The sequence below is a fragment of the Lysinibacillus sp. JNUCC 51 genome, from assembly GCF_015999525.1.
Lineage (GTDB): Bacteria > Bacillota > Bacilli > Bacillales_A > Planococcaceae > Lysinibacillus > Lysinibacillus xylanilyticus.
This window is the reverse complement of the sequence record NZ_CP065545.1, coordinates 1,412,262-1,438,798: the sequence shown is the minus strand read 5'-3', so window position 1 is coordinate 1,438,798 and position 26,537 is coordinate 1,412,262. Positions and strand designations below refer to the sequence as shown.

Genomic DNA, 26,537 nt, shown 5'->3' with positions numbered 1-26,537 from the left:
AATAAGGTTTAAACTTTGTAAATACAGTTAGCCAAAAACTTCGACGTAACTAGGATATATTTCATTGGAAATGGATAATTGCCGTTAATAGATATAATTAGCTAACGGCTTTTGGTTTCCTAGAATGAAAGTATTTTATTCAACTAACGTGGTGCTTTACTTAGATCAAGGTTGATATTAAATAAAATATTTAAGTTTTGTTAAGCCGATTTCATGTTTTAAAAGGGAATAAGAGCCACACTTATTAAGTCAATCAGGTGCGTAAAAAGCCCATACCACCTCCCAAATGGGATGAATCCACTACAAGACGAATTTCTTCTGAACGAGATTTAGATGGGCCGTAAAAACGAAGTATTTGAAGTTGTTCAAAGAAGAGTTGATGAATCGATTAATAGCAGTTGAGCAATACCTAGTAGAAAATCAAAAACGATGGAAAGCCAATCAATTCGAACAATTTCAATAAAACAACGGAATATAAAAAAGACGATAACTGTCGTTCTATGACTGATGTAGGAGGAGTAAATGTAATAAAAGAATTTGAAGTAAATTCATTGAACGATGTTTACCTACAAGGGGTTACCTTATCGAAAAAAATTTGTACATTTTTACACAATCTTGACACATTTTAGCCAGTTCCCCGTACGTTAAGGAACCGGTTATTTATTTTACTACCTTTGGAGTTTGTGTAGCAATGGAATCAAAACTTACGTTAAGCATTAGCGGACATTCATTTTAAGTATTATTTTATATATTAGACTTTTAAAAGAAAAATGAAAGGAATATAAACTAAGATAAACTTACGAATTTTGATGTTATATCATTCGTGGATTAAATTATGGGACTAACAATTAGGAAGTACATTTTCAATACTTACATAATAAGTGAATACGGGAAAGATATCTTTCGTTTATTAATGAAGGAACAGAGGAGACGGAATGTATGAAAACAAGAATTGCAATTATAGAAAATGAAGATAATATACGAGAGATATGTAAACGGTACTTAGAAAGAGAAGGGTATGAAGTATACACTGCTGTGAACGGAACAGAAGGATGGAATGTATTTCAACAATACCAACCAGATCTAATTATTTTAGATTTGATGATGCCAGAAAAAGATGGATGGGAACTATGTGAGGAAATTCGCCAACATTCTAATGTACCTATTATTATGTTAACCGCGAGAGGAGAAGAAAGAGAGCGGATTTTAGGATTAACAATGGGAGCGGATGATTATGTAACAAAACCCTTTTCACCTCGTGAATTAGTATTGAGGGTACAAATTATATTAAGAAGAGGAAGTCAAGTAACAATTCAAGGAAAAGAGCCTGCATCTGGAATGATAGAGTTTCTAGATTTGAAAATTGATCCAACGAAAAGACGTGTATTTGTTTGTCGATATGAAATAGAGCTAACAGTGAAAGAGTTTGATGTGCTTTATCTCATGGCAAAACATCCTAAACAGGTGTTTTCACGATCTCAACTTCTTGAACAGATTTGGGGATTTGAGTATGAAGGATGTACAAATACAGTAACTGTATTAATGAGTCGTTTACGTGAAAAGTTGGAGAAGCATGCAACAAAGAACCGTTGGATTCACACAGTTTGGGGCATCGGTTATTGCTTTGAATCAGATGGAGGAAATGATAAGTGAAGTTACGAAATCAACTTTTATTGATGAATCTATTAAGCACGGGTATTATGGTAATTTCTATATGGTATAGTGAAAGGCAAATGTTACTTAGACCAGAACAAACACGGTTATTAATAGTAATTATAATTGTAGCAATGATTATTTCTACGATGATTTATTGGTTAATGACACGCCCTATTATGAGGTCTATTCAAAATTTAATTGCCTTGACCAAACAATTTAGTGATAGACAATTTGGAACGATGTACATAATAGGGAAAGAACCGGAAGAGTTTAAAGAATTAGCGAAAGCTTTTCGAGAAATGGCCAAAAAACTAGACGAAAGCTTTGCTAAGTTAGAAAAAGGAGAAAAAGCACGTACAGAGCTTATTGCTAATATTTCCCATGACCTACGAACTCCTATGGCTAGCATACAATTGATGGTAGAAGCGTTACAAGATGGTTTAATTGAAGACCCTGATATGAAACAACAATATTTAACGACAATCCTAAATGATATACAACGATTAAGCGGATTAATTAATGATTTGTTTGACCTTTCTAAGTTAGAACTTGGACAAGAAGTTTTTAATCCTAGTTTAATACATGTAGATAGTATTCTATTAAAAGTAATAGATTCACATGCTATCTTATTGCAAGATAAAGAGATTGATTTACAATTGTACGTTTCTGAGACATTACCACGACTTTGGATTATGCCATGTAAAATAGCACGAGTTATCAATAATTTGTTGCATAACGCGATTCGGCATTCTCCTACATGTGGAGCTATCGAATTAATTGTTGAGGAAAATAAACAGAAGCAGCAAGTTCAATTCACCTTGCGTGATGAAGGAGAAGGTATTTCCTCCGATGATCAATTACGTATATTTGAACGCTTTTTCAGAACAGACCCATCAAGAAGCTCACAATCTGGAGGTTCTGGACTTGGTTTAGCCATTGCAAAATCGCTAGTTGAAATGCATAAAGGACAAATTGGTGTTCAGGACCGTCAAGATGGGAAACGGGGATGTGAATTTTGGTTTACTATTCCCGTTATACTAGAAAAGAAATAATGTGATTGAAGGACTTTTTGGTCAGAAATCAATGTATCTAATTTTCTGAGCGGTTTTTCATTTATAAGCGAAAAAATGAAGTACGTCTGTCTGGTAATACTTATGGTCATGCATTCCAATCCCATGGGAGTTACAAGGGGTCACCGTACGTACGTTTAGACACAATTTAACTAGCACTATGTATGCTAAGCGTAAGGATGATTAAACAAGTTAATACGTACCAACAGTAAGTGTTGCAAAAATTAACATATATGCAACACTTACTTAGGTCTTAATTTTTATAGCGTCATGTATAGCAAAAGACACTTGTTATGATAACCATTCCAAAATTGACTGCAAGAGCTGTTATAACAGAAAAAGCAATAATATATAAAAGTACTATATGGATTAAAAAACTTAAAGAAAGAGATGGAATGAGTTTTCTCGTTGCAGTTTTCAGCATAGAAATCTTCTCCACGTAGCCAGATGCTCACAAAAAATAGAAATAGACTGCAAAGCTTTCTGAAAGAAACGCTTTGCAGTCTTATGACTTCTTACTTTACTCAATGCTTTCTAATTCCCATTTATGGTTCTCGCCTGGTGAAGTTGTATGTTCAGGTTTTAAAACATTTTCATAACCGAATACAATTGGGGCAATCCCGTTATCTGCAACACTACTAAACCAGTCATTATTTCTATATGTGATGTAAGTTGAATCAGATTTTAAATAGAAGCTATTTTCATCTGGAAGTTTCTCTAATTTAATTGTTGATCTATTACGTTCTTGGTCTAACCAGCTATAATCATATCCATTTCCAACGTTAAGATACTGATAGCCACCATGAGTACTATTCGTAAACTTAAGGAATACTTCTTCATCCTTTCGAATTGGCTCTCCTGGTTTAGATTGACCTTTTCTCTCAATGATGACTGATGTAGCTTCAATATCAGGCCCGTGTATTGCTTGTTTTTTCGGCCCAAGTCTTAATCCATCCCAATTGTTCCCTTTTAAACTAAAGTGCACATATTTCCCGCTTATATTTTGGAATATCTGCGCTGCTCTCCATTCTTCGTTTACACCGTTAGGTAAGTTAGCAGTTGTTTTCAAATAATATTCTTTTCCTTCTACAATAAATTCACCTTTATTATCTACTAATAAATTATCAAACTCTTTATTATACTTAACGACTGTAGAAGTTTTTTGTGTTGGAAGTTTCTTTTGTGCGTCATTGATTTCAAATGTAACTTCTTTTGATGGATCGAATTGATTCAAACTTACAGTTTCTTTAGACTCATATATATTTCCATTTTTCACCAATGTTACTTGTTGTGTTGAATTAGAATTTTTCTTTTCAAAAGTAGCAGTTATTTCATTACTTGCTCCAAATAAGCCCGGTACGACTGCCGCATACAACTTTTCCTTAATTGGATCATACGCACTATATGATAATGTTGGTGGTTGTAGTTTTTCAAAAATACCACCTTGAAAATCTTTTGTTAAACCAGTTTCTTTTACATGTTCTAGATTTTCCTTCGCAACGATAACTTGGTCTTCACCGTACCTGTATACAAATTCATTTGTTTTCTTAGAATCTACATTGATGTGCTTGAATACTTCATTAAAGGTTACATTATTACTACCCAAACCTTCTGGTGCATACACTCTAAACTTCGGCTTATTCCCAATATCAGTTTCTAATAATGCAGTAGACGCATTTACACGCGCTTCATATTTCCCTGCATCTCCTAAGTTTTTAAAATCTCCATCTTGCTCAATAGACACGTCCATTGTACTCGTAGGTAATACTTCAACAGACAGAAGTGCACCTTGTTCAACAGCTTTTAATTCATCTAGCGTTAAGTAAATATTTACATCTGCTTGACCTTCTAAACTGTCAATTAATATTTCTGTTTTATTTCTTCCGCCTTTTTCTGTGCTTAAGTGCTGTGCTTTATAACGATCTTGCGTCGCCTTTACTGTATTGATGATTTTGTCTCCTAAGCGAATGTTAAAGTGAGGAGAAACGTTTTCAGCTGATGCTGTACCTACGTTTTTATATTCTAACTGTAAGCTTACTTTTGCTGCTTTTGCTGTATCAACTGTTGTTGCAGTCGACCAATCAAAATTATTAGAATAGCTTTCTGTTTCCGTATCAGTTTTTGAGTATCCATAGCCTACATTTAATGAAGCATCGGCTTTTGGTACAGGACCCGCTGCTGAACCTTCAACACCGCCTCCTACAGTTAAACCAACATTAAAAGAATGCTGCGTCGATACGCTTTTCTCCCAGCCTTTATTAATAGATCCACCTTTTGAATCTGTAATTTCCTTAATAGGAGTAACTCCAATACGTTTAATTCCAATTTGTAAATTCGGCATATTGGCAACCATTGGGTTGAAATCTGTATCAGAATCACTGCCAAAATACTGAACTTCATACGCATCTGAAAAAGGATCTCCATCAGAATTTGCACTCATAGGATTAGTAATGAATTTTAATTTTCCTTTATCTTTCTCTGGATCCCATGCACTCACTTCATTTTTTCCAGTTTGGTAATTAAACTCAATTTTATATCCTTCTGTCTCTAAATCATTAGGGATGCCATCGTTATCCCAATCATTATTTTGTACTTCAATTTTTTCAGTAGAAATCTGTCCTTTTTTTCCGTCAGTCCCAAGAACAGCTTTTTCTTCTTTTACATTTGCATTCTCATTAAATTTCTCAACTTTACTATCCGGACTTGGCTGTTGTACTTCTGCTAAAGCAGGGGATCCCAAAGTCAATGCCATTGCTACACTACTTAATACAGCAAATGCTGGCTTCAATTTCTTTTTCTTCATCATCATTTTCCTCCTTGGTTTCTAGATGAGTTAAAACATCTACTATTAAGATCAACTACATCATATCTATTAAATCTTTCAAAAATCTTTCGTAAATATTACAAAAGTCTTTCATAACCTTATTTCTTTTCCGATGTCACAGGAAGAGTAAACCAAAGCTTTGCTCTGCGCGGCAGCAACAAAGCGCCCAATTGTAACGGAAATCAGCTCACGCTAAGGTGATGATATCAATACATAGAAAAAAGGGCCTCCTACAATGGAGAGCCCTTTTTACGTGTATTTATTAATTATCTTTAACGTCTTTTCGGTTTTTCTTTAACATTTTAGATAGCATTTCATAAACGATTGGTACAACTACTAATGTTAATAATGTTGAAGATAGTAGACCACCGATTACGGTAATTGCAAGGTCTTTTGAAATTAGACCACTGCCACCATTACCAAGTGCCATTGGAATCATCGCACCGATTGTTGCTATGGCAGTCATTAGGATTGGACGTAAACGAGTTGCACCAGCCTCTAAAATTGCCTCGCGCATAACAAGTCCGTCACGTTCCATATGGATAATGCGGTCTACTAATACGATGGCGTTCGTTACAACGATACCTATCAGCATTAATAATCCCATCATAACAGAAACAGAGATTGTTTGATTTGTGACGTACAAGCCGACAAATGCACCAATTACTGCGAATGGAAGTGAGAACAGAATAGCAAATGGTGCTAAACCTTCACCGAATGTTACTACTAGGATGAAGTAAACAATCGCGATAGCAGCTAACATAGCAATTCCTAACTGTGTGAACGTTTCTTGCATGTCTGCAGCAACGCCTCCAATGCCAGTCGTTACACCTTTAGGTAAATCTAATTTATCGATTTCTTTATCAGCAGCTGAAGTTGCTTTTGAAATATCGTCACCGATAATCGTGCCAGAAACTTTTGCGAAGTATTCACCTTTTGAGCGAGATAATGAGTTTAATGTAGTACCTTCTTCTACTTTTACTAACTCACCGATCGTCATTGTTGTGCCTAAAGCTGTTTGGATTTTAGTAGCTAATACATCGTCAAGAGATTTAGCTGCCGCTTTTTCTTCACGTTGTACAATAACATCAATATCTTCACCATCATACTGAACTTTAGTTAGAACTTCTGGTGATGTGTTTTCATTTAAAGCCATTACAATTTGTGCAGTAGTTAAACCGTATTGTAGAACATTCTTTTGATCTACTTTTAAGGTATTCTCAACAAATGGATCTTCAGTATCAGATTTAATTTCTTCTAAACCGTCAACTTCTTTTAATGCACCTTCCACTTGTTTCACTGCTGTGCGAAGCTTATCTAGATCTTCACTATATAATGTGTAACTTACTTCATTTGAAGACGTCGACATTGATGAGAAGTTTTGAGATTTCCATTCTCCTGATTGACCGATGTTAGTTACATAGTCTTCTACTTCTTGACGTGCTTCAGGGAAGTCCTTCATATCTGGATCGAAGATGAGGTACATTAAGGCACCACCAGCACCGCCACCCATCATCATTGCTGAAGGATCAACATGTTTAGGGTCATTGATAGAAACTTGTAAAATATTAACGTCATCACGTTTCATTAATTCTTTTTCTACTTTTGCAACATTTGCTTCTGTATCTTTCATTAGCTCGCCTGTACCAGGAGTATAAGTTAAGTACATAACCTTATCTTCTTGTGAGCCCATGAAACTAAAGCCAATTAGTGGTGTTAAAGCAAGAGAACCAACAAGCATTACAATCGCTATAACTGATGTAATGATTTTATGATTTAATGCTTTCGCTAATACACCTTTATACCAAAGAGCTAGCTTACCAACTTCTTTATGTTGACTTTCTTTTTTCTCACCATATATTTTTTTACGGAATAGGAAGTGAGATAAAGCTGGAACAATTGTAATCGCAACTATTAATGAAGCACCTAGCGCAAATGACATTGTTAGCGCAAACGGTATAAATAATTCACCAACCATACCGCCTACAAACATTAGTGGAGCAAATACTGCCACAGTTACTAATGTAGAAGAAAGGATTGGTTTGAACATTTCAATTGTCGCTTCACGAATAAGAGCACGACCTGTTAATTTTTCTTCTTTTAAATGGATACGTCGGTAAATATTTTCAACAACTACAATGGAGTCATCGATTACACGACCAATCGCCACGGTAATCGCGCCGAGAGTCATAATGTTTAATGTGATATCCATCCAGTTTAATAGTAGTAATGCCATGAATACTGAAACTGGGATAGAAATAATCGAAATAATTGTTGATTTGAAATCACGTAAAAATAGTAAAATAATTAATACGGCAATGGCGCCACCGAATAATGCTTTTTCAATCATTGTGAAGACTGAATCTTCAATCGGTTTACCTTGGTCAAGTGAGATATCCACTTTTAGGCCGTCTAATGATTTTTCTTCGTCTTTCATTAAATCCTTGACTGCATTTACGACTTTTACCGTATTTGCATCTTGAGCTTTAACGATTTGAATCGCAATCGCATCTTTGCCGTTTGTACGTGATACGGATTGTACTTTACCTTCGACTTCAATCTTTGCAATATCGCCTAAGCGAACGAATGGTGAAGGATTTGTAGCTGAAGGTGTAACTGGAATCATTAAATCTTTTAACTCATCGATAGATTTAACTTTACCATCTACTGAAACGGCCTGTTCACCAACAGTAAATTGATATAAACCAAGTGAAAGTGACATATCACTTGCTTGAATCATTTGCTTGACAGAATCTTCTGTTAAGCCAAGTTCAGCCATTTTTGCTTTATCATATTTAAATGATACTTCATTAATGTGCTGACCATTGATAGTTGCTGAAGCAACGCCATCAATTTTTTCGATTTTAGGAAGTAGAATGTTTTCTACTGTTGAAGTTAATCCAACAATATCTTCCTTAGAGCTACTAACCGATAAAGCGACAACAGGCATCATATTCATGCTAATTGCCATAACTGTCGGTTTTTGAGCACCTTCAGGTAATTTTATACCATCTAAAGCAGACTCTAATTGGCGCTTTTTCTCATCCATATCAATACCATAGTCATATTCAACTTGAACTTGTGCTACGTTTGAAGAGGATGATGAGTAAACTGCTTTTACATCTTCTAAGCTTTCTATTGATTTTTCAAATGGTATGGAAAGCTCATTCATAACCTGTTCAGGTGTTGCGCCAGGATAAACACCCATTACAATTAAATACGGTATAGAAATGTCAGGTATGGATTCCATTTTCATTTTTGTACCTGAATAAATACCAGAGACAGTGATGATAATTGTTAATAACCACACTGCCAATTTGTTTTTCAACACGAAATTAACTAAACCTTTCACCTTTACACCTACCCCTTATTGACTAACTAGATTTCGTTATTTATACTAATGACTAATCGGTCATTTGTCAATGAAATACATTAGGAGAGTATTAAAAGTATGTTAAAAAAGCAACTTATTATGGAAAAAGCGTTGGAGCTATTCTCGGAACAAGGCTTCGAAGCTACATCTGTACAGCAAATTACAGAACGATGTGGAATATCAAAAGGTGCATTTTATTTATCTTTCAAAACAAAAGACGAGCTTCTAATTTCTATGGTAGAGTATTATCTACAACAGTTTGTCACTGACGTTGACCAAGTAGTCAGAAGTTCACTTAGTAAAGATATCATTTTAGTTGAATTTTACAAAAGTATTTTTCAAGCATTTAAAAATCATGCTGCATCTGCCCGTGTGTTTTTTAATGAGAAAGTACTTCTTACAAAAAAAGAATTGTTTCAGAAAATAATTGCCTATGATGTCGAGATGTCTAAGTCGATCATCTATATGCTTGAGCAGCTATATCAGGATGAACTTCATGACACAAAATACGATGTTATGTATTGCATTAAAGGATTTATGAAAAGTTATTCGGAACTTTTTATTTTTTCCGATATACCGCTCGATTTAGATCAATTGGCAAAATCTCTAGCAGAAAAGACGGAAATTATTGCACGGAATACGACGATACCTTTTATTACCGAAGAGCTTGTTCAATTAACGGCAGAATCTTTTGATGAAGAAGTTTCACAGGAATCTTTGCTAGAATTGATCGAACAACATCTAGATGGCTTAGAAGACTCTATAGAACGTGAGTCACTTGAATTATTAAAATTTCAAGTCGAAAGTCCAACCTATAGTAAAGCGATATTAAAAGGTTTAATTGAAAACATACGCTTGCAGCCAGATTATCGTTGGGTTGCTTATAAAATAGGCAAATACTTTAATATGTAGACATAAGGATAGGGTTGCACACTTTAACGGGTGAGCGATCCTATTTTTATCTTCATTCAGTAATTTCTGTGCGAAAGCTAAAATTATGACACTGCGAAATTGGTTAAGGTTAAAGAATGTTGTGCGAAAAATTGAAGTGTTAGCGGCAATTATGTATTAGTCTAGGTGATTAGAAGTGATTGCAGAGTTTCTAATAGTACTTAATAGGGACATGATTCCATTTAAGTAGCTATTTCTTGAACTACTCTAATTTATTTTCGAATCGTATTGTCGTCAAAAGAATTTTAGAGTCGTTATACTATATACGAAAAAAAGAACAAAGAGTTTCGAAAAAATGAAAATAAAAGGCTGTTTTCTCAAAGATTGTTGCTGTTAAAGACAGATTTAATGTGTAGGATAAATCTGTCTTTTCGGTTTGATATTTCGTAAATCGAAAATTTAACGAAGGCTCTGGTTAGTTGAAGAAAAAACATTCATTATTTTTAAAATATTTTACTTACTTCTAATGTAAAATAACTATTTTCCTCGTGGCCAAATGAAATATGAAATATGAAATAGATATGATAAAATCAATTCCCAGTACTAAAGACCATACTTTTAGTGTTTCAAAAAGTATAGAGCTACGGTCCGCATCATTTACTAAGTATATCAATATTAATAAAAATCCTGCTCCGATGATATATGCAAATAAATGCTGAAAAGACCCTTTCAAAGAATTACGAGCATATGCGAAACCAGTCTTTTTTTATGTAGTATAAGAACCTTTCATCAGCCCAACGAACGATACTCTTTCCTAAAGCAATCGAGACACCTAAATAGATAGCAGCAATTGCGTGAGACTTAGTTGCATTTCCACCCTTTAATAGATCTATAGCAGTTACGATTAACAGAAACATATCAATCACGGGTGTTAGAAGTAAAAAGAACGATCCCATTTTTTTAAAGTTATATACATAACGTAAAGTTAGACCGAGTATTATAACAATCCAAAAACCAATTTCTGCTGCAATAATTGACCAAGTAATAAAATTCAATTAACCATCCCACACTTTTACTTACAAAAAATCTAGTAGTATAAAAACACACGCTTATATATTGTATATTATAAGGAGAAACAATAAAAAAATCCACCTTTTATAAAATTTACCATATTAATTCAACGAAAACCTCTTTTTGCTTCGCTAATTGAATAACAGTAAGCCACTGAATCCGCTTAAAAAGCATCTGATAAATGGTGCTCTTTGCCTTTTCTTATTGCTTCAATTGTGAAATAGTTAGATTTTTGACAAGTTGAAATAAGCATTTGCTCTACCCGATTTTCAAATGCCAAGTTTTTATGTAACTCAAGCCAACGATACCAGTAAAGGTAACTATCCAAATAATACGTACCAACTCCCTAAATCGTTCCATCCATCCTTTCAAACGGCGATGGAAGTTATTAACGTGTTGTATATGGAATATCCCTTTTTTTACTCGTTGATTTTGATTAAGATTAACTGTTTCGTGTTTAAGATTTTTTGCTGCTGCAAATTTTTTATAATTGGTTGCGGTATCCGTGCATAACAAAGAAGAATGGGCTATATAATCCCCGATAACCCCATCAATTTCTTCTGCTTTTACACGACCTCTACCCGCCATCCTCGCAATAATATTGTTATTTCGATCTTTTGCTACAACTACAGCAATTTTCTGATTTGAAATCCCTCGTTTTTCATCCTTTTCTCCTCGTTTTTTTGGTTTACGATGTGTAAATCTACGACCTTTTAAAGATTCACGAAAGAAAGTCTCATCACTTTCAATGATGCCAGATAATTGGTTGAAGCCGTTACTTCCTAAAGCGTTTAAAATCTTATGTCTCCAATAAAAAGCGGTAGATATATGAATTTTTAAAGAGTCTGAAATCTTCGGTAATGTAACACCGTTTATCATCATTTTAATGTATTCAATCCATTTTTCCGGATAACGCGAACCTGAAAAAGGCGTATTTGTCATATCATTAAATGTTTTTCCACAATCCTTACATAAATATCTTTGTCTAGAACGATATTTACCATTACGTTTTACGGCAGTACTTCCACAATGAAGACAACCTAAACCAGACGAAAAGCGAGACTCCTTGATCTTAGGAAGTAATTCTTCCATTTTATTTTCTTCTTTTGGATATAGATCTTGTTTCATTGCCTTAAATAAGGCTAGTCGATCTGCTTTTCCTAATTCTCCGACTGCTTCATATACATATCTCCACATTATTGAACGCCTCCTGAAAATGCATTATATTCAACCATATTCAGTATTTTCAAGAGAGCAACAATCTATACGAAAACAGCCAAATAAAAAAACTACGCAATTTTGCGTAGTCTTTTGTAACGAGGTTAAACCTCCATAATGATTGGTAAAATCATAGGGCGACGTTTTGTTTTTTCAAATAAATATGGTCCTAAAACGTCAGTAATTTCATTTTTCAGCTCAGTCCATTGAGGAGTTTTGCTTTGAATTGTCTCGTTCAGGTGACGGTTTAGCATTTTTTGTGCTTCATTAATCATCGTACCTGACTCACGCATGTAAACAAAGCCTCGTGAAATAATGTCTGGACCAGAAACAATTTTTTGGTTTTCCATATCCACACTTACAACAACAATCACTAAACCTTCTTCAGAAAGAATGCGTCGATCGCGTAATACGATATTGCCGATATCTCCAATACCATTACCGTCAATATAAACGTCTCCTGAAGGAATACGGCCTGCTACATGTGCTTCGTTGGCACTTAATGCTAACACGTCACCATTCTCCATAACGAATGTATTTTCAAGCGGAACATCACAATCTTCTGCTAGATGAGTATGCATTTTCAACATACGGAATTCACCGTGAATCGGCATAAAGAATTTAGGCTTCATCAAACGTAGCATTAATTTTTGTTCTTCCTGAGAACCGTGACCAGAAGTATGGATATTATTTAGTGCACCATGTATAACTTCTGCTCCTGCACGGAAAAGTAAGTTGATGATCTTGTTTACACTTACTGTATTTCCTGGTACTGGCGAAGAAGAGAAGACAACTGTGTCGCCAGGCTGGATTTGGATTTGACGATGTGTACCATTGGCAATACGAGAAAGGGCAGCCATCGGTTCACCTTGAGAGCCTGTACATAAAATCATTACTTCGTTGGCAGGAAGACGATTAATGCTTTGGGCATCAATAAATGTATCCTTTGGTGCATTAATATAACCTAGTTCACGACCAATTGTAATGGCATTATCCATTGAACGTCCGAAGACAGCAATTTTTCTTCCGTATTTTACTGCAGCATCAGTTGCTTGTTGTAAACGGTGAATGTTAGATGCGAAAGTTGCAAAAATAATACGACTATCCACCTTGCGGAAAATTTCATCGATACTTTTTCCAACTGTACGCTCTGACATTGTGAAGTTTGGCTTTTCTGCATTCGTACTATCTGAAAGTAAGCATAGTACTCCATCACGGCCGATTTCAGCCATCTTTGTTAAGTTGGCTGGCTCACCTACAGGTGTAAAGTCAAATTTAAAGTCACCTGTATGCACGATGTTACCAGGTGGTGTTTTTACAACGATCCCGTAAGCATCTGGAATACTATGTGTTGTTCTAAAGAAGCTAACAGATGTTTTTCTGAACTTAATAACATCCTCTTCTTTAATTTCAATAAGCTTTGTTGTACGTAGCAAGCCATGCTCGTCTAACTTATTGCGTAATAAACCAAGTGCAAGCTTACCGCCGTAGACAGGGACATTTACCTGACGTAATAAGTAGGGAATACCACCGATATGGTCTTCGTGTCCATGTGTAATAAATAATCCTTTAATTTTGTCGACGTTGCGTACTAAATACGTATAATCCGGAATAACGTAGTCAATGCCGAGTAAGTCGTCCTCTGGGAATTTAATACCGGCATCAATTAAAATGATTTCATCTTGAAATTGAACGCCGTAAGTGTTTTTGCCGATTTCGCCCAGTCCGCCGAGCGCGAAAACAGCTGCTTGGTCATTTTTAACAAACTTCATGTTTGTTAAATTTCCTCCAAGATGAAGTTCGGACTTGCTTGTTCGTAGGCTAAATAGTTACCTTCAAGCAGTTGAACGAACTCGATGTTGTAGTTACGGTCTTTTAGCTTTTCACGTACTTCGCGTTCTGAAGCAGCTTCAAGGTATAGACTTTTAGTGTTTTCGCGAACTGGAATTTCATTTGCTTTTTCTTGATAATAAACTTTGTAAATCATAGTTTGCTCTCCTTTTATTGCGTACAATTTTCTTGCACCTTTGACTAATACCACACACGTACTACAAGAAAAAACAGCAATTTCTAGTATACAACGGAAGAAATTAGGCGTTTGAAGTTCTTGTATCTCAGTGTTACAATCCAGACGTAATTACAACAAGGTGTAATTGAAATAAGCAATGAGACAGTGGTTGCACATAGCCAAATAAATGCATTTCCTTTATATTATCACGCAGTTACTCTAAAATAAAGAAAAGCCCTTCAAATAATGAAGGGCAAATGTTAGGCAATTGATTTTTTTCCGAGTATGCCGCGAAGTTGCTTCAACAATTTACGTTTGAGTTTCTTCAGCATGGCACATCACTCCTTGGGATCATTATAATGAAAAATATTGCCTCTGTAAAGTCATTAACCTTGCGAAATAATACATAATGAAGGGGACTATATGATGAAGAAAATATTATTTTTTGATGTAGATGGTACACTTTATAATAGTGAGAAAATATTACCTGCTTCTGCGAAAAATGCGCTTTTGGAGGCTCGTCGTAATGGTTATGAGATAGCGATTGCAACTGGACGTGCACCTTTCATGATTCAATCCTTACTAGAAGAGCTAGATATTAATACGTATGTGACTTTTAATGGGCAATATGTTGTTTATCGTGGTGAAATTGTCTATACAAATGGTGTTGAGAAAGACGAGCTATCCAAAATCATTGCCTTTGGTGATGCGCGACATGAACCTGTTGTATTTTTAGACGACCAGCAAATGATAGCATCTGTTGGAAATAACGAAATGATCTCAGAAAGTTTAAATACATTAAAATACCCATATCCAAAAATAGATTCAACTTATTATATGCAGAACGAAGTATATCAAACACTTATTTTTATGGAAGAGAATGATGAACATTTATATCGTGAAGCATTCCCAAATGTGCAGTTTGTACGCTGGCATCGCTATTCTTGCGATATTTTACCAAAGGGAGGCTCAAAGGCTGCGGGTATTGAAAAGGTCCTTGAGAAAATGGGGCTGACATTAAATGATGCCATTGCTTTTGGGGATGGTATCAATGATATTGAAATGCTGCAGGCTGTTGGGACTGGTGTTGCGATGGGGAATGGGCATGAAAGAGTAAAGGCTGTTGCTACTCATATAGCAGAGCATGTAGATGAGGACGGCCTTGCTAAAATCATGCGCCAATTAAATATTATTTAACTTATTTCAGTGGGGTCCAAACATCTGCTGCTGACGCTAAGCTTTCGCGCAAAAAATATCTGCTGCTGACGCTAAGCTTTCGCGCAAAAAATATCTGTTGCTGACGCTACGCTTTCGCGCAAAAAATATCTGTTGCTGACGCTACGCTTTCGCGCAAAAAACATCTGTACCTGTCGCTACGCTTTCGGTACAAAAGACATCCATTGAAATAAGTTAAGTCTCTGGCAGATGTCACGTAATCGGAAAGGAGTGCTTAGGGATGTTAGCCTAAAATCATCGCATCCATGTGATAACGGCTAACTGACCTGCATCGGTAAAAACGCCACGTCCTGTGGCATTACCGAAATGACCGACATCGTGTCGGCCCTCGTGCAGGCCTAAGTACAAACCGATCCCGGACGAAGGTACAATTAATTGAAGAAACTAAGAAGCAACTAGTTGTAAGAATGATTACAGCTAGTTGCTTTTTTATTTAGTAAATTATTTAGTGTCTTCGATGTTTGTTTTTACTATTTTCAGTTGTGCACCTTTATCCGTGAAATGATTGATAGTGTCTTTAGAGATTGCGTAATCTGTAATAATCATATCTACCTCATTTACTGGACAAACTTGAATAGCGACATCTTTGTTGAATTTCGAAGAGTCTGCCGCTACATATACAGTTTGAGAAATATTTATAATTTGTTTTCGGGTAATAGCTTCTTCTAAACTGAAATCTGAAATTCCTTTTTCAATCGATACTCCGCTAGCGCAAATAAAAGCTTTATTAATATTAAGGTGATCGAAGCGGAAGAGGAAATCATTAGATGTTACAGATTTTTCGGAATGACGAACTTTACCACCGATGATGATCACTTCGATATTGGAGCCAATTAAATCGAAGGCTACTGGAAGTGAGTTTGTAATGACAGTTAATTTTTCTTTCTCTAATAAAAAAGGTGTCATTTGGTATGTGGTTGTTCCACTATCTATAAAAATACATTCTCCATCTTGTACTAAAGAAGCACATGCTTTTGCAATAGCGACTTTTTCTGGTAGCTGTTCATGAAGTCGGTTATCAATCAATCCCTCAACAGGTTCAATATATTTAACCCCGCCATAAAACTTCTCGATTTTCTTTTCTTGAGCTAGTTGTTGAATATCACGACGGATTGTTTCCATTGATACGTTGAACTCATTCGTTAGTGTTACTAATTTTACTACCTTATGTTTCCGTACAAATTGCAAAATAAGTTGTTGCCTTTCTATTGTATACATTTCATCACCTCTCCTTATTATTTACTCAAAACACTCATAACTTTGTCAATACTTTGTCAAAATTTACTCAACATTTACACAAATACTTAATCCACTTTACAAATTGTTCCTATACTTAAACTAAGAACTAAAGAGAGGTGAATGATTTGTTAGAACTAAAAAATATCTCGAAAAACTATAAAAATAAAAAAGTTATAGAGAATATAAATTTAAGCATTCAATCTGGTGAAATAGTTTCTTTACTAGGCCCGAGTGGCTGTGGAAAAACAACTTTACTCAATATTATTTTAGGTCTTACGCAACAAACGGATGGACAGCTTTTTTTCAATGGACAAGATATATCGAAACAATCCATGCAAGATCGAGGGTTTAATATTGTTTTTCAAGATTTTGCGTTGTTTCCGCATTTAAATGCATATGACAACATCGTGTATGGTTTGAAAAATAAAAAAGAAGGAATGTCAAAAATGGAGGTTCAGGAATATATAGACTTTTTAGAACTGACCCCACATTTACATAAAAAAATTCATGAGTTATCAGGTGGACAAAAACAACGTGTCTCTATAGCTAGAACACTCGTAATGCAGCCCAAAATTTTATTGTTAGATGAACCGTTAAGTGCACTTGATGGCGTAATAAAAGAATCGATTAAAGAACGTATTCAATCAATTGCTCGACAATTTAATTTAACGACTATTATTGTGACCCATGATCCAGAAGAGGCTCTCACACTATCAGATAAAGTGCTGATTATAAATGAGGGAACTGTTTCGCAATTTGGAACTCCACAAGAAATATTAAATATGCCAGAAAACAAATTTGTGGAAGATTTTATATTAAGGCAGCTTCGTATAAAACGTCATAACATTTATCAGCTATTTGGAGAATCGTATGCTTAAAACAAATAAAATGATGAAATTAATTTTTCTACCAATTGTTTTCTTTTTTATCTTCTTTTTAGTTGTTCCGTTACTTTATATGTTTTGGCGGTCTTTAAAAAAAGGAAATGTCATTACCATTCAAAATTATGTAGAAGCATTGCAAAATGTAGAGATTCGAGATGCGTTTTTAAATAGTTTTCATGTCTCTTTAGTAGCGGCTTTGATAACGACGGTTTTAGCTTTCCTATTGGCGTATGCCGTTCATTTTACAATGATGCATCCCTTTACAAAAAAACTTGTGCAAGTTGGTATTACATTACCAATGCTATTGCCAACCATTACATATGGCTTTGTGCTAATTTATACATTTGGCAATCAAGGGATTATTACGAAGATATTTGGTCAGCCCTTGTTTAGGGTATATGGATTTAACGGTTTGTTAATTGGTTATGTACTTTATACATTACCTGTTGCCTTTATATTAATGCAAAATTCTATGCAATACATTGATAAGCGTTTTCTGTTAGTTTCCATGCTGATGCATGATCGTCCATTGCGAAGATTTTATCATACAGTATTTCGACCGATGCTAGGGACGATTGGTGGGGCATTCATACTATCATTTGTTTTAAGCTTTACAGATTACGGGATACCTGCGTCAGTGGGTGGTGGCTATAAAGTTATTGCAACTGAGCTATATCAAGCGATGCTTGGCGCCATTGTACATTTCGAGAGAGGTGCAGTGATTTCGATTTTAATGTTAGTACCTGCCGTACTTGGAGTTGTTATGTTAACGATTTTAGAACGGTTCAATTTTCAGTATAAGCAAGTAAGTAAAAGTGACATCATTGTTCATCGGTTCCGTGACTTGATGTTTACTGTTTTCTCGTTTGTCTGTATAGGTGCAGTGTTCATCATGTTTTTGACAATATTTATAGTACCTTTCACGAAGGGCTATCCATATGATTTCGGATTTACATTAGAACATGTGAAAAACGTACTAGCTGAACAGGGCTTGAAGACAGTCTATATGAATTCGCTAATTGTTGCTGTTTTGACAGCGGTTTTAGGTGTGGTAGTAGCGTTTGTGTCCGCTCTATTAAATGTACGAACACCACTTAAAGGAAGGAAAAGCATAGATCTTGCTTCGATGATTACTAATACTGTTCCAGGTATGGTACTCGGTCTTTCTTATTTGTTTTTCTTTAACGGGAGTACCTTGAAAGGGACTTACCTTATCATTATTGCGTGTAATATTGTTCATTTCTTTACAACACCGTACTTAATGGCGAAAAATTCATTGCAAAAGATGGATCTGACATGGGAAGTGACGGCGGAACTATTAAAAGATTCATGGTTAAAAACTGTTATTCGCATTATTTTACCGAATATCAGACCTACAATTTATCAAATGTTTAGCTACTATTTTTTAAATGCCATGGTGACTGTTAGCGGGGTAATTTTCCTTGTTACTACGAAAACGATGCTTGTATCGACACGTATAAAAGAACTTCAACATTTCGCAAAGTATACAGATATTTTTGTCCTATCGATTTTTATTTTATGTACAAACCTCATTGTGAAATTAGGTTGTGATTATATAGCAATGCCTAAAGAAAAGACAAAGGAGCATAAAGATGAAAAAATCAACAGTAATGATGTTAGGTACAGTTAGTTCAGCAATTGTTTTGGCTGCTTGTGGGGGAGTGGAAGCGGGTTCGAAAGATCAAGTGATTATTTATTCAAATGCTGATGATGAAGCGGTTGAAGTAATGGAAGCAACATTAGATAAAAAAGGTTACGAAGGAAAGTATTTAATCCAATCATTCGGTACTTCTGAACTAGGTGGGAAAATGATGGCTGAAGGGAAAGACATTGAGGCGGATGTCGTTACTATGGCTTCCTATTTTATTGAAAGTGCGCAAAAATCTCAGTCAATGTTTGTGGATTTATCTTCTGATCTAAAGCCTCTAGATGGTGGTACTACGTTTGCGTTACCGATTTTAGGGAATATCGGTTCGATTTTTATTAATACAGATTTATTAAAACAAAAAGGTTTGCCAGTCCCAACATCCATAAAGGATCTAACAGAACCTGCTTATAAAGATTTATTGTCATTTCCAAACATTTTAGAATCGTCAACAGCTTGGTTATTAGTGCAGGCGATTATTAAAGAATATGGAGAAAAAGAAGGTCAACAAATATTAGCTGATTTAATTAAAAATGCTGGCCCGCATATCGAAAGCTCAGGCTCTGGGCCTATTAAAAAAGTAAAAACGGGCGAAGTGGCTGTCGGGTTTGGTCTGCGTATTCAAGCTATCGATGCTAAAAATGAAGGGCTGCCAATTGATTACATCGATCCGATAGAAGGAAACTATACATTAACAGAGTCAGTGGCTGTGGTAGATAAAGAGGGCGATGAAGCGTTGGCACGTGAAATAGCGAAAGTAATAGCGACAGAGGCCCGTCCTGATTTATTGAAGCAATATCCTGTTGCTCTTTATGAAGGTGAGCAAGTGAATGAAGAGTTTGTTCCTAAATATTTGAAGAAATGGGACACGACATTAATGGTGGATTTATTAGAAAAACATCAAGCGTTCTTTAAAGAAGCGCAATAATAAGGAGCTTTTAATTTTATGAACAACTATAAATTGTTAACACCAGGACCCTTAACGACGACAGAAACAGTAAAACAAGAGATGTTAAAGGATCGTTGCACATGGGATGATGATTATAAAAATGTCACGCAATCGATACGTAAGCAGCTTTTAGAGTTAGCGCAAGTGAAAGAATCGGATTATACAGCTGTTCTTATGCAGGGAAGTGGTAGCTTCGTTGTAGAATCTGTATTGACAACTGCGGTTGGTGAGGGAGATAAAATCCTTATTATCACAAACGGTGCCTACGGTGAACGTATTGGCGAAATGGCTAAAGTGCTTAAACTACAGCACACAGTCTATAGTGTTCCTTATAATGAACAACCGTCTCCGCTCGAAGTTAAAGCGCTATTGGAAAATGATTCAACAATAACACATGTTGCCGTTGTACATTGTGAAACGACAACTGGAATATTAAATCCTCTTGCTGAAATAGGAAGCGCTGTGAAAGAGTTGAACAAAACGTTTATCGTTGATGCGATGAGTAGCTTTGGTGGCGTACCAATGGATGTATCAGCATTAGGGATTGATTACTTAATTAGCAGTGCTAATAAATGTATCCAAGGGGTACCGGGGTTTGGCTTTGTTATTGCAAGAATTGAGGAGTTAGAAAAGTGCGAAGGGCGAGCGAGAAGCGTTGCGCTAGATTTATATAATCAGTGGGAAGTAATGAAACTAGATGGAAAATGGCGTTTTACATCACCTACACATGTAGTGGCGGCTTTTGCGAAGGCATTAGAGGAGCTCGAAGAAGAAGGGGGGATACATGCTCGCTACGAAAGATATGCGAATAATAATTATATACTTCGCTCTCGCTTAAAAGAATTTGGGTTTAATGCCTATATTTCAGAGGAACTACAATCACCTATTATTACAACGTTTTTATTCCCTTATGAAGGGTTCTCTTTCGAGCATTTCTATAGTGCGATGAAAAAAGCAGGCTTTGTTATTTATCCAGGGAAATTAACAGATATTGATACATTCCGAATTGGCAATATTGGAGATATTCATGAAGATGATATGACTACATTATGTAAGGTTATCGAAAATTATATGGCGGTGATGAACAATGAAGGTTAAAGGTGTTATTTTAGATTGGGCAGGTACAACTGTTGATTTTGGTTGCTTTGCCCCTGTGAATGTTTTCCTGACAGTTTTTGAAGATGCGGGAATTGAGGTAACGCTAGAGGAAGCGCGTAAACCTATGGGAATGCTGAAAATCGATCATATTCGTACAATGCTCGAAATGCCTAGAATTCGTGAGGTCTGGAACCAAAAATATGGGCGAGATTTTACGGAACAGGATGTCCTAGCTTTATATATGCAGTTTGAATCAAAGCTAATGGAGTCGTTAGCTACTTACACAGATCCGATACAGCATGTGAAAGAAGCGGTGCGTCGATTAAGGGAAGAGGGTATTCGTTTTGGCTCCACGACGGGGTATACAGACTCTATGATGGAGGTAGTGACTCAACACGCTGCGGCAAAAGGTTATGAACCTGATTTTTTAGTAACGCCTACTCAAGTAGGGGATAAAGGACGTCCATACCCATATATGATTTTTAAAAATATGGAAGCATTAGGTATTGAGGCAACGAATCAAGTTGTGAAGATTGGTGATACAACCTCAGATATTAAAGAGGCTTTAAATGCAGGTGTCTGGGCTGTTGGTGTTATTGTTGGAAGCTCTGAAATGGGGTTATCTGAAGAAGAGTTTATGGCTTTATCTGAAGAAGAGCAGCAAATAACTATTGAAAAAACAGCACGAATATTTAAGGAAACAGGTGCCCATTATACAATTCGAACGATGGAAGAACTGCCTGTACTGCTGGAAAAAATTAATGAACGTTTAGAGCGAGGAATAGGAATAGCCTAAAAATTGGGGTATTTTATAGTTGAAAGTGACGGGTAGTAGATACAGCGAGGCTGAAAAAAGTAGACCCCGCAGTTTGTAATAACTGCAGGGGTTTGTTGTCGTTCTTTACTCCTAATCGCGCTCGTAAGGTGTAGAATCTGGAATTTCCGCAAATGGATTTTTTTCATTAATGCGATCGTAAAACATAATGCCGTTAAGGTGGTCTAATTCGTGTTGGAAGGCTATAGCAGGCATGCCTTTAAGTCGCATTTTTTTCTCTTCACCGTCAATTGTTTTAAATTTAACTGTAACACGAGCATGACGGGGTACATAGCCTGGAACATTGCGATCAACAGAAAGACAGCCTTCACCTGCTGGAAGGTACGTATTTTCTACAGAGTGGCTAACTATTTTAGGGTTGATAGCTACAAAACTTAATTGTTCACCGTTGTCATCTGTTAAATGAAGGGCAAACATTCGATGTAGGCTATTTACTTGATTGGCAGCTAATCCAATGCCGCCGCGTAAATTATATTTATCTGCAATTTCAGGGTCTTGGCTGTTTATTAAATATTGAAGCATGTCTTCTGCTAGCAGTCTTACTTCATCAGTTAAAGGGAATTTGACCTCCTCAGCTTTTGTGCGTAAAGTCGGATGACCTTCGCGAATAATATCATCCATTAAAATCATATATGAATCTTCCTTTCAACTTTGTAGTGCTTACTTATAAGTATACATACATCACGTCTTAAAACAATCACATGAAAAAAGACCTTATTTGAATATACTTAAAAAATTTTTCTAAAGCTATTAGATTGTCTAGAATTGGGGCATTCTACTATTGGTAATCGTGTAATGGAACTGAATAATTGTGTACTACGGATATGTTGTTATAATACAGTTCTTCTTTATTGATGATACAGTATGAAACAGGGTTGCTTAATCATTATATTAGAAAAAATCTTTGTTAATACGCGTATTATATGATTGACCGACAGTATTTTATTCAGTATACTGAGTGCAAAGAATAAGTTGTACTAGTTAAAATGGTGATTTATTTTAATACAGTTGAAAGGGAGATGTGACAAATGGGCAAGAAAAACAATAATATTTTTGATGCTAAACAAACGCTAACTGAAATAGAAGATAAATTTGAAATGTTTCAAATTTTGAATGAAGAAGGCGAAATTATAAATGACGAGGCAGACCCAAAGTTATCTGATGAGGAGTTAGTTGAGTTAATGACGCGTATGGTTTATACACGTATTTTAGACCAACGTTCCATTTCTCTTAACCGTCAAGGTCGATTAGGCTTCTATGCACCAACGGCTGGGCAAGAAGCTTCACAACTTGCTTCACACTTTGCATTAGAAAAAGAAGACTGGATTTTACCAGGTTACCGTGATGTACCACAAATCGTATGGCATGGTTTACCTTTAGATAAAGCGTTTTTATTCTCACGTGGTCATTTTATGGGGAACCAAGTTCCTGAAGGTGTAAACGTATTAGCGCCTCAAATCATTATCGGTGCACAATATATTCAAGCTGCAGGTGTAGCGCTTGGTATTCAAAAACGTGGTAAAAAAGCTGTAGCTGTAACTTATACAGGTGATGGTGGTTCATCGCAAGGGGATTTCTATGAAGGCATTAACTTTGCAGGTGCATTTAAATCACCAGCGATCTTCATTGTACAAAATAACCAATATGCAATTTCAACACCTCGTGAATTACAAACAGCTGCGAAAACAATTGCTCAAAAAGGTGTAGCAGCAGGCATACCAAGTATTTTAGTTGATGGAATGGATGCGTTAGCAGTTTACGTAGCAACACGTGATGCACGTGAGCGCGCAGTTAATGGCGAAGGTCCAACTTTAATTGAAACAATGTGCTATCGCTATGGTCCTCATACAATGGCAGGGGATGACCCAACGCGTTACCGTACATCGGATACAGATACTGAATGGGCACAAAAAGACCCTCTTGTACGCTTCCGTAAATATCTAGAGGCAAAAGGCTTATGGGATGAGCAAAAAGAAGAGGCTGTTATTGAGCGTGCAAAAGAAGAAATTAAAGAGGCAATCAAGAAAGCCGATGCTGCTCCAAAACAAAAAGTAACACAGTTAATGGAAAACATGTATAAAGGCGAAATGCCATCAAATTTAAAAGAACAGTATGAAATCTACAAAGAGAAGGAGTCGAAATAACCTATGGCACAAATGACAATGATTCAAGCAATTACAGATGCACTTCGTACAGAATTAAAGAATGATGAAAACGTTCTTGTATTCGGGGAAGATGTAGGTGTCAACGGTGGGGTATTCCGCGCAACTGAAGGCCTACAAAAAGAATTCGGTGTTGACCGCGTATTCGATACTCCATTAGCAGAGTCAGGTATTGGTGGCTTAGCAATCGGACTTTCTCTTCAAGGATTCCGTCCAGTTCCTGAAATTCAGTTCTTCGGTTTCGTTTATGAAGTAATGGATTCAATTAGTGGTCAATTAGCGCGTATGAGCTATCGTAGCGGTGGTGTCTATAATGCACCAGTAACAATCCGTTCTCCATTCGGTGGTGGTGTACACACACCAGAAATGCACTCAGATAGCTTAGAGAGTTTAATGACAGCACAACCAGGTTTAACGGTTGTTGTACCATCTACACCATACGATGCTAAAGGCTTACTAATTTCATCTATTCGAAATGATAACCCAGTAATTTTCTTAGAGCATTTAAAATTATATCGTTCATTCCGTGAAGAGGTACCAGAGGAAGCATATGAAATTCCACTAGGTAAAGCGGATGTAAAACGTGAAGGTAAAGATCTAACAATCATTGCCTATGGTTTAATGGTTCACGAAAGCTTAAAGGCTGCAGAGGAGCTAGAAAAAGAAGGTCACTCTGTAGAAGTAATTGATTTACGTACAATCCAACCAATTGATATTGAAACAATTATTGCGTCAGTTGAAAAAACAGGTCGTGCAATCGTTGTACAAGAGGCTCAAAAACAAGCAGGTATCGCTGCAAATGTTGTGGCTGAAATTACAGAACGCGCGATTTTAAGCTTAGAAGCACCTGTACTACGTGTGGCTGCACCGGATACTGTGTACCCATTCCCACAAGCTGAAGGTGTTTGGTTACCTAACTATAAAGATGTAATGGAAACAGCGAAAAAAGTTTTAACATTCTAATGTGGCTTCTAGAAGGAACTGTAAATAGAAAGGATGGGTACACATGGCATTTGAATTTAGATTACCGGACATAGGCGAGGGTATTCACGAAGGCGAAATCGTGAAATGGTTCGTTAAAGCTGGAGATACAGTAAAAGAAGATGATATTCTTTGTGAAGTACAAAATGACAAAGCAGTAGTAGAGATCCCTTCTCCGGTTGAGGGAACAGTAGAGGAAGTTTTAGTAGGAGAGGGCACAGTAGCGGTTGTTGGTGATGTCTTAATCCGCTTTGATGCACCTGGCTATGAAGACTTAAAGCTAAAAGGTGATGACCATGCTGAAGCGAAAACAGAGGCTCAAGTTCAAGCAACAGCTGAGGATGGTCAGAAAGTAGAAAAGGCTCCTGTTAAAGATGAGCAGGCTTCGGAGAAAGCTATTGAAAAGACTGAAGCTGTAGTAGTAGCAGTAGCTGATGAGAATAAGCGTGTTATTGCAATGCCTTCAGTACGAAAATTTGCACGAGAGCATGATGTTAATATTCGTGAAGTTAAAGGTACAGGCAAAAATGGCCGTATTTTAAAACAAGATATTGAGAATTTCCTACAAGGTGGAGGAGCTGTAGAGGCTGAAGTAGCACCAGTGGCTAATGAAGAAGCTGTTCAGCAAGGAACAACTGCACAAGCAGCACCAGTAGTTCTTGAAGGTGAATTCCCAGAAACACGTGAAAAAATGTCAGGTATTCGAAAAGCGATTGCAAAAGCGATGGTTCACTCGAAACAAACGGCTCCACATGTTACACTAATGGATGAAGTCGATGTAACAGCACTAGTAGCACATCGCAAAAAATTCAAAGATATCGCGGCTGAAAAAGGTGTCAAATTAACGTACTTACCATACGTAGTTAAAGCACTTATTTCAACTTTACGCGAATTCCCAGAATTTAACCGCTCATTAGATGATGCAACACAAGAAATTATTCAGAAGCATTATTATAATATTGGTATTGCAGCAGATACAGAAAAAGGCTTATTAGTACCAGTTATTAAGCACGCTGATCGTAAATCTGTTTTTGCAGTATCAAATGAAATTAATGAATTAGCGACTAAAGCACGTGAAGGCAAGCTTGCACCACATGAAATGAAAGGCGCTTCGATGTCGATTACGAATATCGGCTCTGCAGGAGGACAATGGTTTACTCCAGTAATTAATCATCCTGAAGTAGCAATTCTAGGTATTGGTCGAATTTCAGAAAAACCTGTAATAAAAAATGGTGAAATTGTAGCCGCACCTGTGTTAGCATTATCATTGAGCTTTGATCATCGTATGATTGATGGAGCCACTGCGCAAAATGCTTTAAATCACTTAAAGCGTTTGTTAAGTGAACCAGAATTATTATTAATGGAGGCGTAACAAA

The 26,537-nt window shown here is 36.2% G+C and carries 18 protein-coding genes and 2 pseudogenes; 12 read left to right on the top strand and 8 right to left on the bottom strand.

The annotated features are described in order from the left end of the window. The first annotated feature begins 939 nt into the window (after positions 1-939). Together JNUCC51_RS07280 and JNUCC51_RS07275 are read left to right on the top strand one after the other, a co-directional pair. The gene (locus tag JNUCC51_RS07280; RefSeq protein WP_337991432.1) at positions 940-1,653 is read left to right on the top strand and encodes a response regulator transcription factor; all 714 of its coding nucleotides are present in this window, start codon (positions 940-942) and stop codon (positions 1,651-1,653) included. Then, on the top strand, positions 1,650-2,708 hold the full coding sequence (locus JNUCC51_RS07275) for a sensor histidine kinase (protein ID WP_337991431.1): 1,059 nt from the start codon (positions 1,650-1,652) through the stop codon (positions 2,706-2,708). The genes JNUCC51_RS07280 and JNUCC51_RS07275 overlap by 4 nt, the downstream gene beginning before the upstream one ends. A gap of 538 nt (positions 2,709-3,246) precedes the next feature. Here the strand turns inward: JNUCC51_RS07275 and JNUCC51_RS07270 are convergent. Both JNUCC51_RS07270 and JNUCC51_RS07265 read right to left on the bottom strand, forming a co-directional pair. Then, positions 3,247-5,529, bottom strand: a complete 2,283-nt coding sequence (locus JNUCC51_RS07270; protein ID WP_337991430.1) for a binary toxin-like calcium binding domain-containing protein — start codon at positions 5,527-5,529, stop codon at positions 3,247-3,249. A gap of 283 nt (positions 5,530-5,812) precedes the next feature. Further along, entirely contained in the window at positions 5,813-8,902 is a 3,090-nt protein-coding gene (locus JNUCC51_RS07265; RefSeq protein ID WP_337991429.1) for an efflux RND transporter permease subunit, read from the bottom strand. Positions 8,903-9,001: 99 nt separating this feature from the next. Between JNUCC51_RS07265 and JNUCC51_RS07260 the strand changes: the two genes are divergently transcribed. Beyond that, positions 9,002-9,835, top strand: coding sequence for a TetR/AcrR family transcriptional regulator (locus tag JNUCC51_RS07260; RefSeq protein WP_337991428.1), 834 nt, complete (start codon positions 9,002-9,004; stop codon positions 9,833-9,835). A 502-nt stretch (positions 9,836-10,337) separates the two neighbouring features. Here the strand turns inward: JNUCC51_RS07260 and JNUCC51_RS07255 are convergent. The 4 genes and pseudogenes from JNUCC51_RS07255 to JNUCC51_RS07240 all read right to left on the bottom strand — a co-directional run bounded on the left by JNUCC51_RS07255 (position 10,338) and on the right by JNUCC51_RS07240 (position 14,090). Next, positions 10,338-10,869: pseudogene (locus tag JNUCC51_RS07255) on the bottom strand (hypothetical protein). A gap of 179 nt (positions 10,870-11,048) precedes the next feature. Further along, positions 11,049-12,082, bottom strand: a pseudogene (locus JNUCC51_RS07250) (IS1595 family transposase). 125 nt (positions 12,083-12,207) lie between these two features. Beyond that, positions 12,208-13,875, bottom strand: a complete 1,668-nt coding sequence (rnjA, locus tag JNUCC51_RS07245) for a ribonuclease J1 (protein ID WP_337991427.1) — start codon at positions 13,873-13,875, stop codon at positions 12,208-12,210. 5 nt (positions 13,876-13,880) lie between these two features. Beyond that, positions 13,881-14,090, bottom strand: coding sequence for a DNA-dependent RNA polymerase subunit epsilon (locus JNUCC51_RS07240; RefSeq protein WP_100543180.1), 210 nt, complete (start codon positions 14,088-14,090; stop codon positions 13,881-13,883). Between the two features lie 447 nt (positions 14,091-14,537). On the opposite strand from JNUCC51_RS07240, the gene JNUCC51_RS07235 reads away from it, so the two are divergent. Further along, positions 14,538-15,308 carry a Cof-type HAD-IIB family hydrolase gene (locus tag JNUCC51_RS07235; protein WP_337991426.1) on the top strand — a complete coding sequence of 257 codons (771 nt, stop codon included), beginning with the start codon at positions 14,538-14,540 and terminating at the stop codon, positions 15,306-15,308. A gap of 480 nt (positions 15,309-15,788) precedes the next feature. Here the strand turns inward: JNUCC51_RS07235 and JNUCC51_RS07230 are convergent, their stop codons facing one another. Then, positions 15,789-16,565 (bottom strand): DeoR/GlpR family DNA-binding transcription regulator, encoded by a 777-nt coding sequence (locus JNUCC51_RS07230; RefSeq protein WP_337991425.1) that lies wholly within the window; start codon positions 16,563-16,565, stop codon positions 15,789-15,791. Between the two features lie 146 nt (positions 16,566-16,711). On the opposite strand from JNUCC51_RS07230, the gene JNUCC51_RS07225 reads away from it, so the two are divergent. The 5 genes from JNUCC51_RS07225 to phnX are packed head-to-tail and all read left to right on the top strand — an operon-like array spanning position 16,712 to position 21,979. After that, entirely contained in the window at positions 16,712-17,464 is a 753-nt protein-coding gene (locus tag JNUCC51_RS07225) for an ABC transporter ATP-binding protein (protein WP_268636815.1), read from the top strand. Then, entirely contained in the window at positions 17,457-19,121 is a 1,665-nt protein-coding gene (locus JNUCC51_RS07220) for an ABC transporter permease (RefSeq protein WP_337991424.1), read from the top strand. The genes JNUCC51_RS07225 and JNUCC51_RS07220 overlap by 8 nt, the downstream gene beginning before the upstream one ends. Next, positions 19,084-20,064, top strand: coding sequence for an extracellular solute-binding protein (locus JNUCC51_RS07215; RefSeq protein WP_337991423.1), 981 nt, complete (start codon positions 19,084-19,086; stop codon positions 20,062-20,064). Before JNUCC51_RS07220 ends, JNUCC51_RS07215 begins: the two co-directional genes overlap by 38 nt. Before the next feature lie 18 nt (positions 20,065-20,082). Further along, on the top strand, positions 20,083-21,183 hold the full coding sequence (locus JNUCC51_RS07210; protein WP_337991422.1) for a 2-aminoethylphosphonate--pyruvate transaminase: 1,101 nt from the start codon (positions 20,083-20,085) through the stop codon (positions 21,181-21,183). Beyond that, the gene (phnX, locus tag JNUCC51_RS07205; protein WP_337991421.1) at positions 21,173-21,979 is read left to right on the top strand and encodes a phosphonoacetaldehyde hydrolase; all 807 of its coding nucleotides are present in this window, start codon (positions 21,173-21,175) and stop codon (positions 21,977-21,979) included. The genes JNUCC51_RS07210 and phnX overlap by 11 nt, the downstream gene beginning before the upstream one ends. A 111-nt stretch (positions 21,980-22,090) precedes the next feature. Here the strand turns inward: phnX and def are convergent, their stop codons facing one another. Beyond that, positions 22,091-22,648 (bottom strand): peptide deformylase, encoded by a 558-nt coding sequence (gene def, locus JNUCC51_RS07200; RefSeq protein WP_337991420.1) that lies wholly within the window; start codon positions 22,646-22,648, stop codon positions 22,091-22,093. A 398-nt stretch (positions 22,649-23,046) separates the two neighbouring features. Here def and pdhA point away from each other — a divergent pair, with 398 nt between their 5' ends. Genes pdhA through JNUCC51_RS07185 form a run of 3 tightly spaced genes read left to right on the top strand, consistent with a single transcriptional unit; the run spans position 23,047 to position 26,533 of the window. Continuing rightward, positions 23,047-24,162, top strand: coding sequence for a pyruvate dehydrogenase (acetyl-transferring) E1 component subunit alpha (gene pdhA / locus JNUCC51_RS07195; RefSeq protein WP_337991419.1), 1,116 nt, complete (start codon positions 23,047-23,049; stop codon positions 24,160-24,162). 3 nt (positions 24,163-24,165) lie between these two features. Then, complete coding sequence (locus JNUCC51_RS07190) at positions 24,166-25,143, top strand: alpha-ketoacid dehydrogenase subunit beta (protein ID WP_049668280.1); 978 nt, start codon at positions 24,166-24,168, stop codon at positions 25,141-25,143. A 43-nt stretch (positions 25,144-25,186) separates the two neighbouring features. After that, a complete protein-coding gene (locus JNUCC51_RS07185; RefSeq protein ID WP_337991418.1) occupies positions 25,187-26,533 on the top strand; it encodes a dihydrolipoamide acetyltransferase family protein in 1,347 nt (448 codons plus the stop codon). Positions 26,534-26,537 lie beyond the last annotated feature (4 nt).

What these genes read in the sequence shown, in the direction of transcription:
- JNUCC51_RS07280 (WP_337991432.1), top strand. Translation starts at nt 940, where the DNA reads ATGAAAACAAGAATTGCAATTATAGAAAATGAAGATAATATACGAGAG.
- JNUCC51_RS07270 (WP_337991430.1), bottom strand. Translation starts at nt 5,529, where the DNA reads ATGAAGAAAAAGAAATTGAAGCCAGCATTTGCTGTATTAAGTAGTGTA.
- JNUCC51_RS07260 (WP_337991428.1), top strand. Translation starts at nt 9,002, where the DNA reads ATGTTAAAAAAGCAACTTATTATGGAAAAAGCGTTGGAGCTATTCTCG.
- rnjA (WP_337991427.1), bottom strand. Translation starts at nt 13,875, where the DNA reads ATGAAGTTTGTTAAAAATGACCAAGCAGCTGTTTTCGCGCTCGGCGGA.
- JNUCC51_RS07240 (WP_100543180.1), bottom strand. Translation starts at nt 14,090, where the DNA reads ATGATTTACAAAGTTTATTATCAAGAAAAAGCAAATGAAATTCCAGTT.
- JNUCC51_RS07235 (WP_337991426.1), top strand. Translation starts at nt 14,538, where the DNA reads ATGAAGAAAATATTATTTTTTGATGTAGATGGTACACTTTATAATAGT.
- JNUCC51_RS07230 (WP_337991425.1), bottom strand. Translation starts at nt 16,565, where the DNA reads ATGTATACAATAGAAAGGCAACAACTTATTTTGCAATTTGTACGGAAA.
- JNUCC51_RS07220 (WP_337991424.1), top strand. Translation starts at nt 17,457, where the DNA reads ATGCTTAAAACAAATAAAATGATGAAATTAATTTTTCTACCAATTGTT.
- JNUCC51_RS07215 (WP_337991423.1), top strand. Translation starts at nt 19,084, where the DNA reads ATGAAAAAATCAACAGTAATGATGTTAGGTACAGTTAGTTCAGCAATT.
- JNUCC51_RS07210 (WP_337991422.1), top strand. Translation starts at nt 20,083, where the DNA reads ATGAACAACTATAAATTGTTAACACCAGGACCCTTAACGACGACAGAA.
- phnX (WP_337991421.1), top strand. Translation starts at nt 21,173, where the DNA reads ATGAAGGTTAAAGGTGTTATTTTAGATTGGGCAGGTACAACTGTTGAT.
- def (WP_337991420.1), bottom strand. Translation starts at nt 22,648, where the DNA reads ATGATTTTAATGGATGATATTATTCGCGAAGGTCATCCGACTTTACGC.
- pdhA (WP_337991419.1), top strand. Translation starts at nt 23,047, where the DNA reads ATGGGCAAGAAAAACAATAATATTTTTGATGCTAAACAAACGCTAACT.
- JNUCC51_RS07190 (WP_049668280.1), top strand. Translation starts at nt 24,166, where the DNA reads ATGGCACAAATGACAATGATTCAAGCAATTACAGATGCACTTCGTACA.
- JNUCC51_RS07185 (WP_337991418.1), top strand. Translation starts at nt 25,187, where the DNA reads ATGGCATTTGAATTTAGATTACCGGACATAGGCGAGGGTATTCACGAA.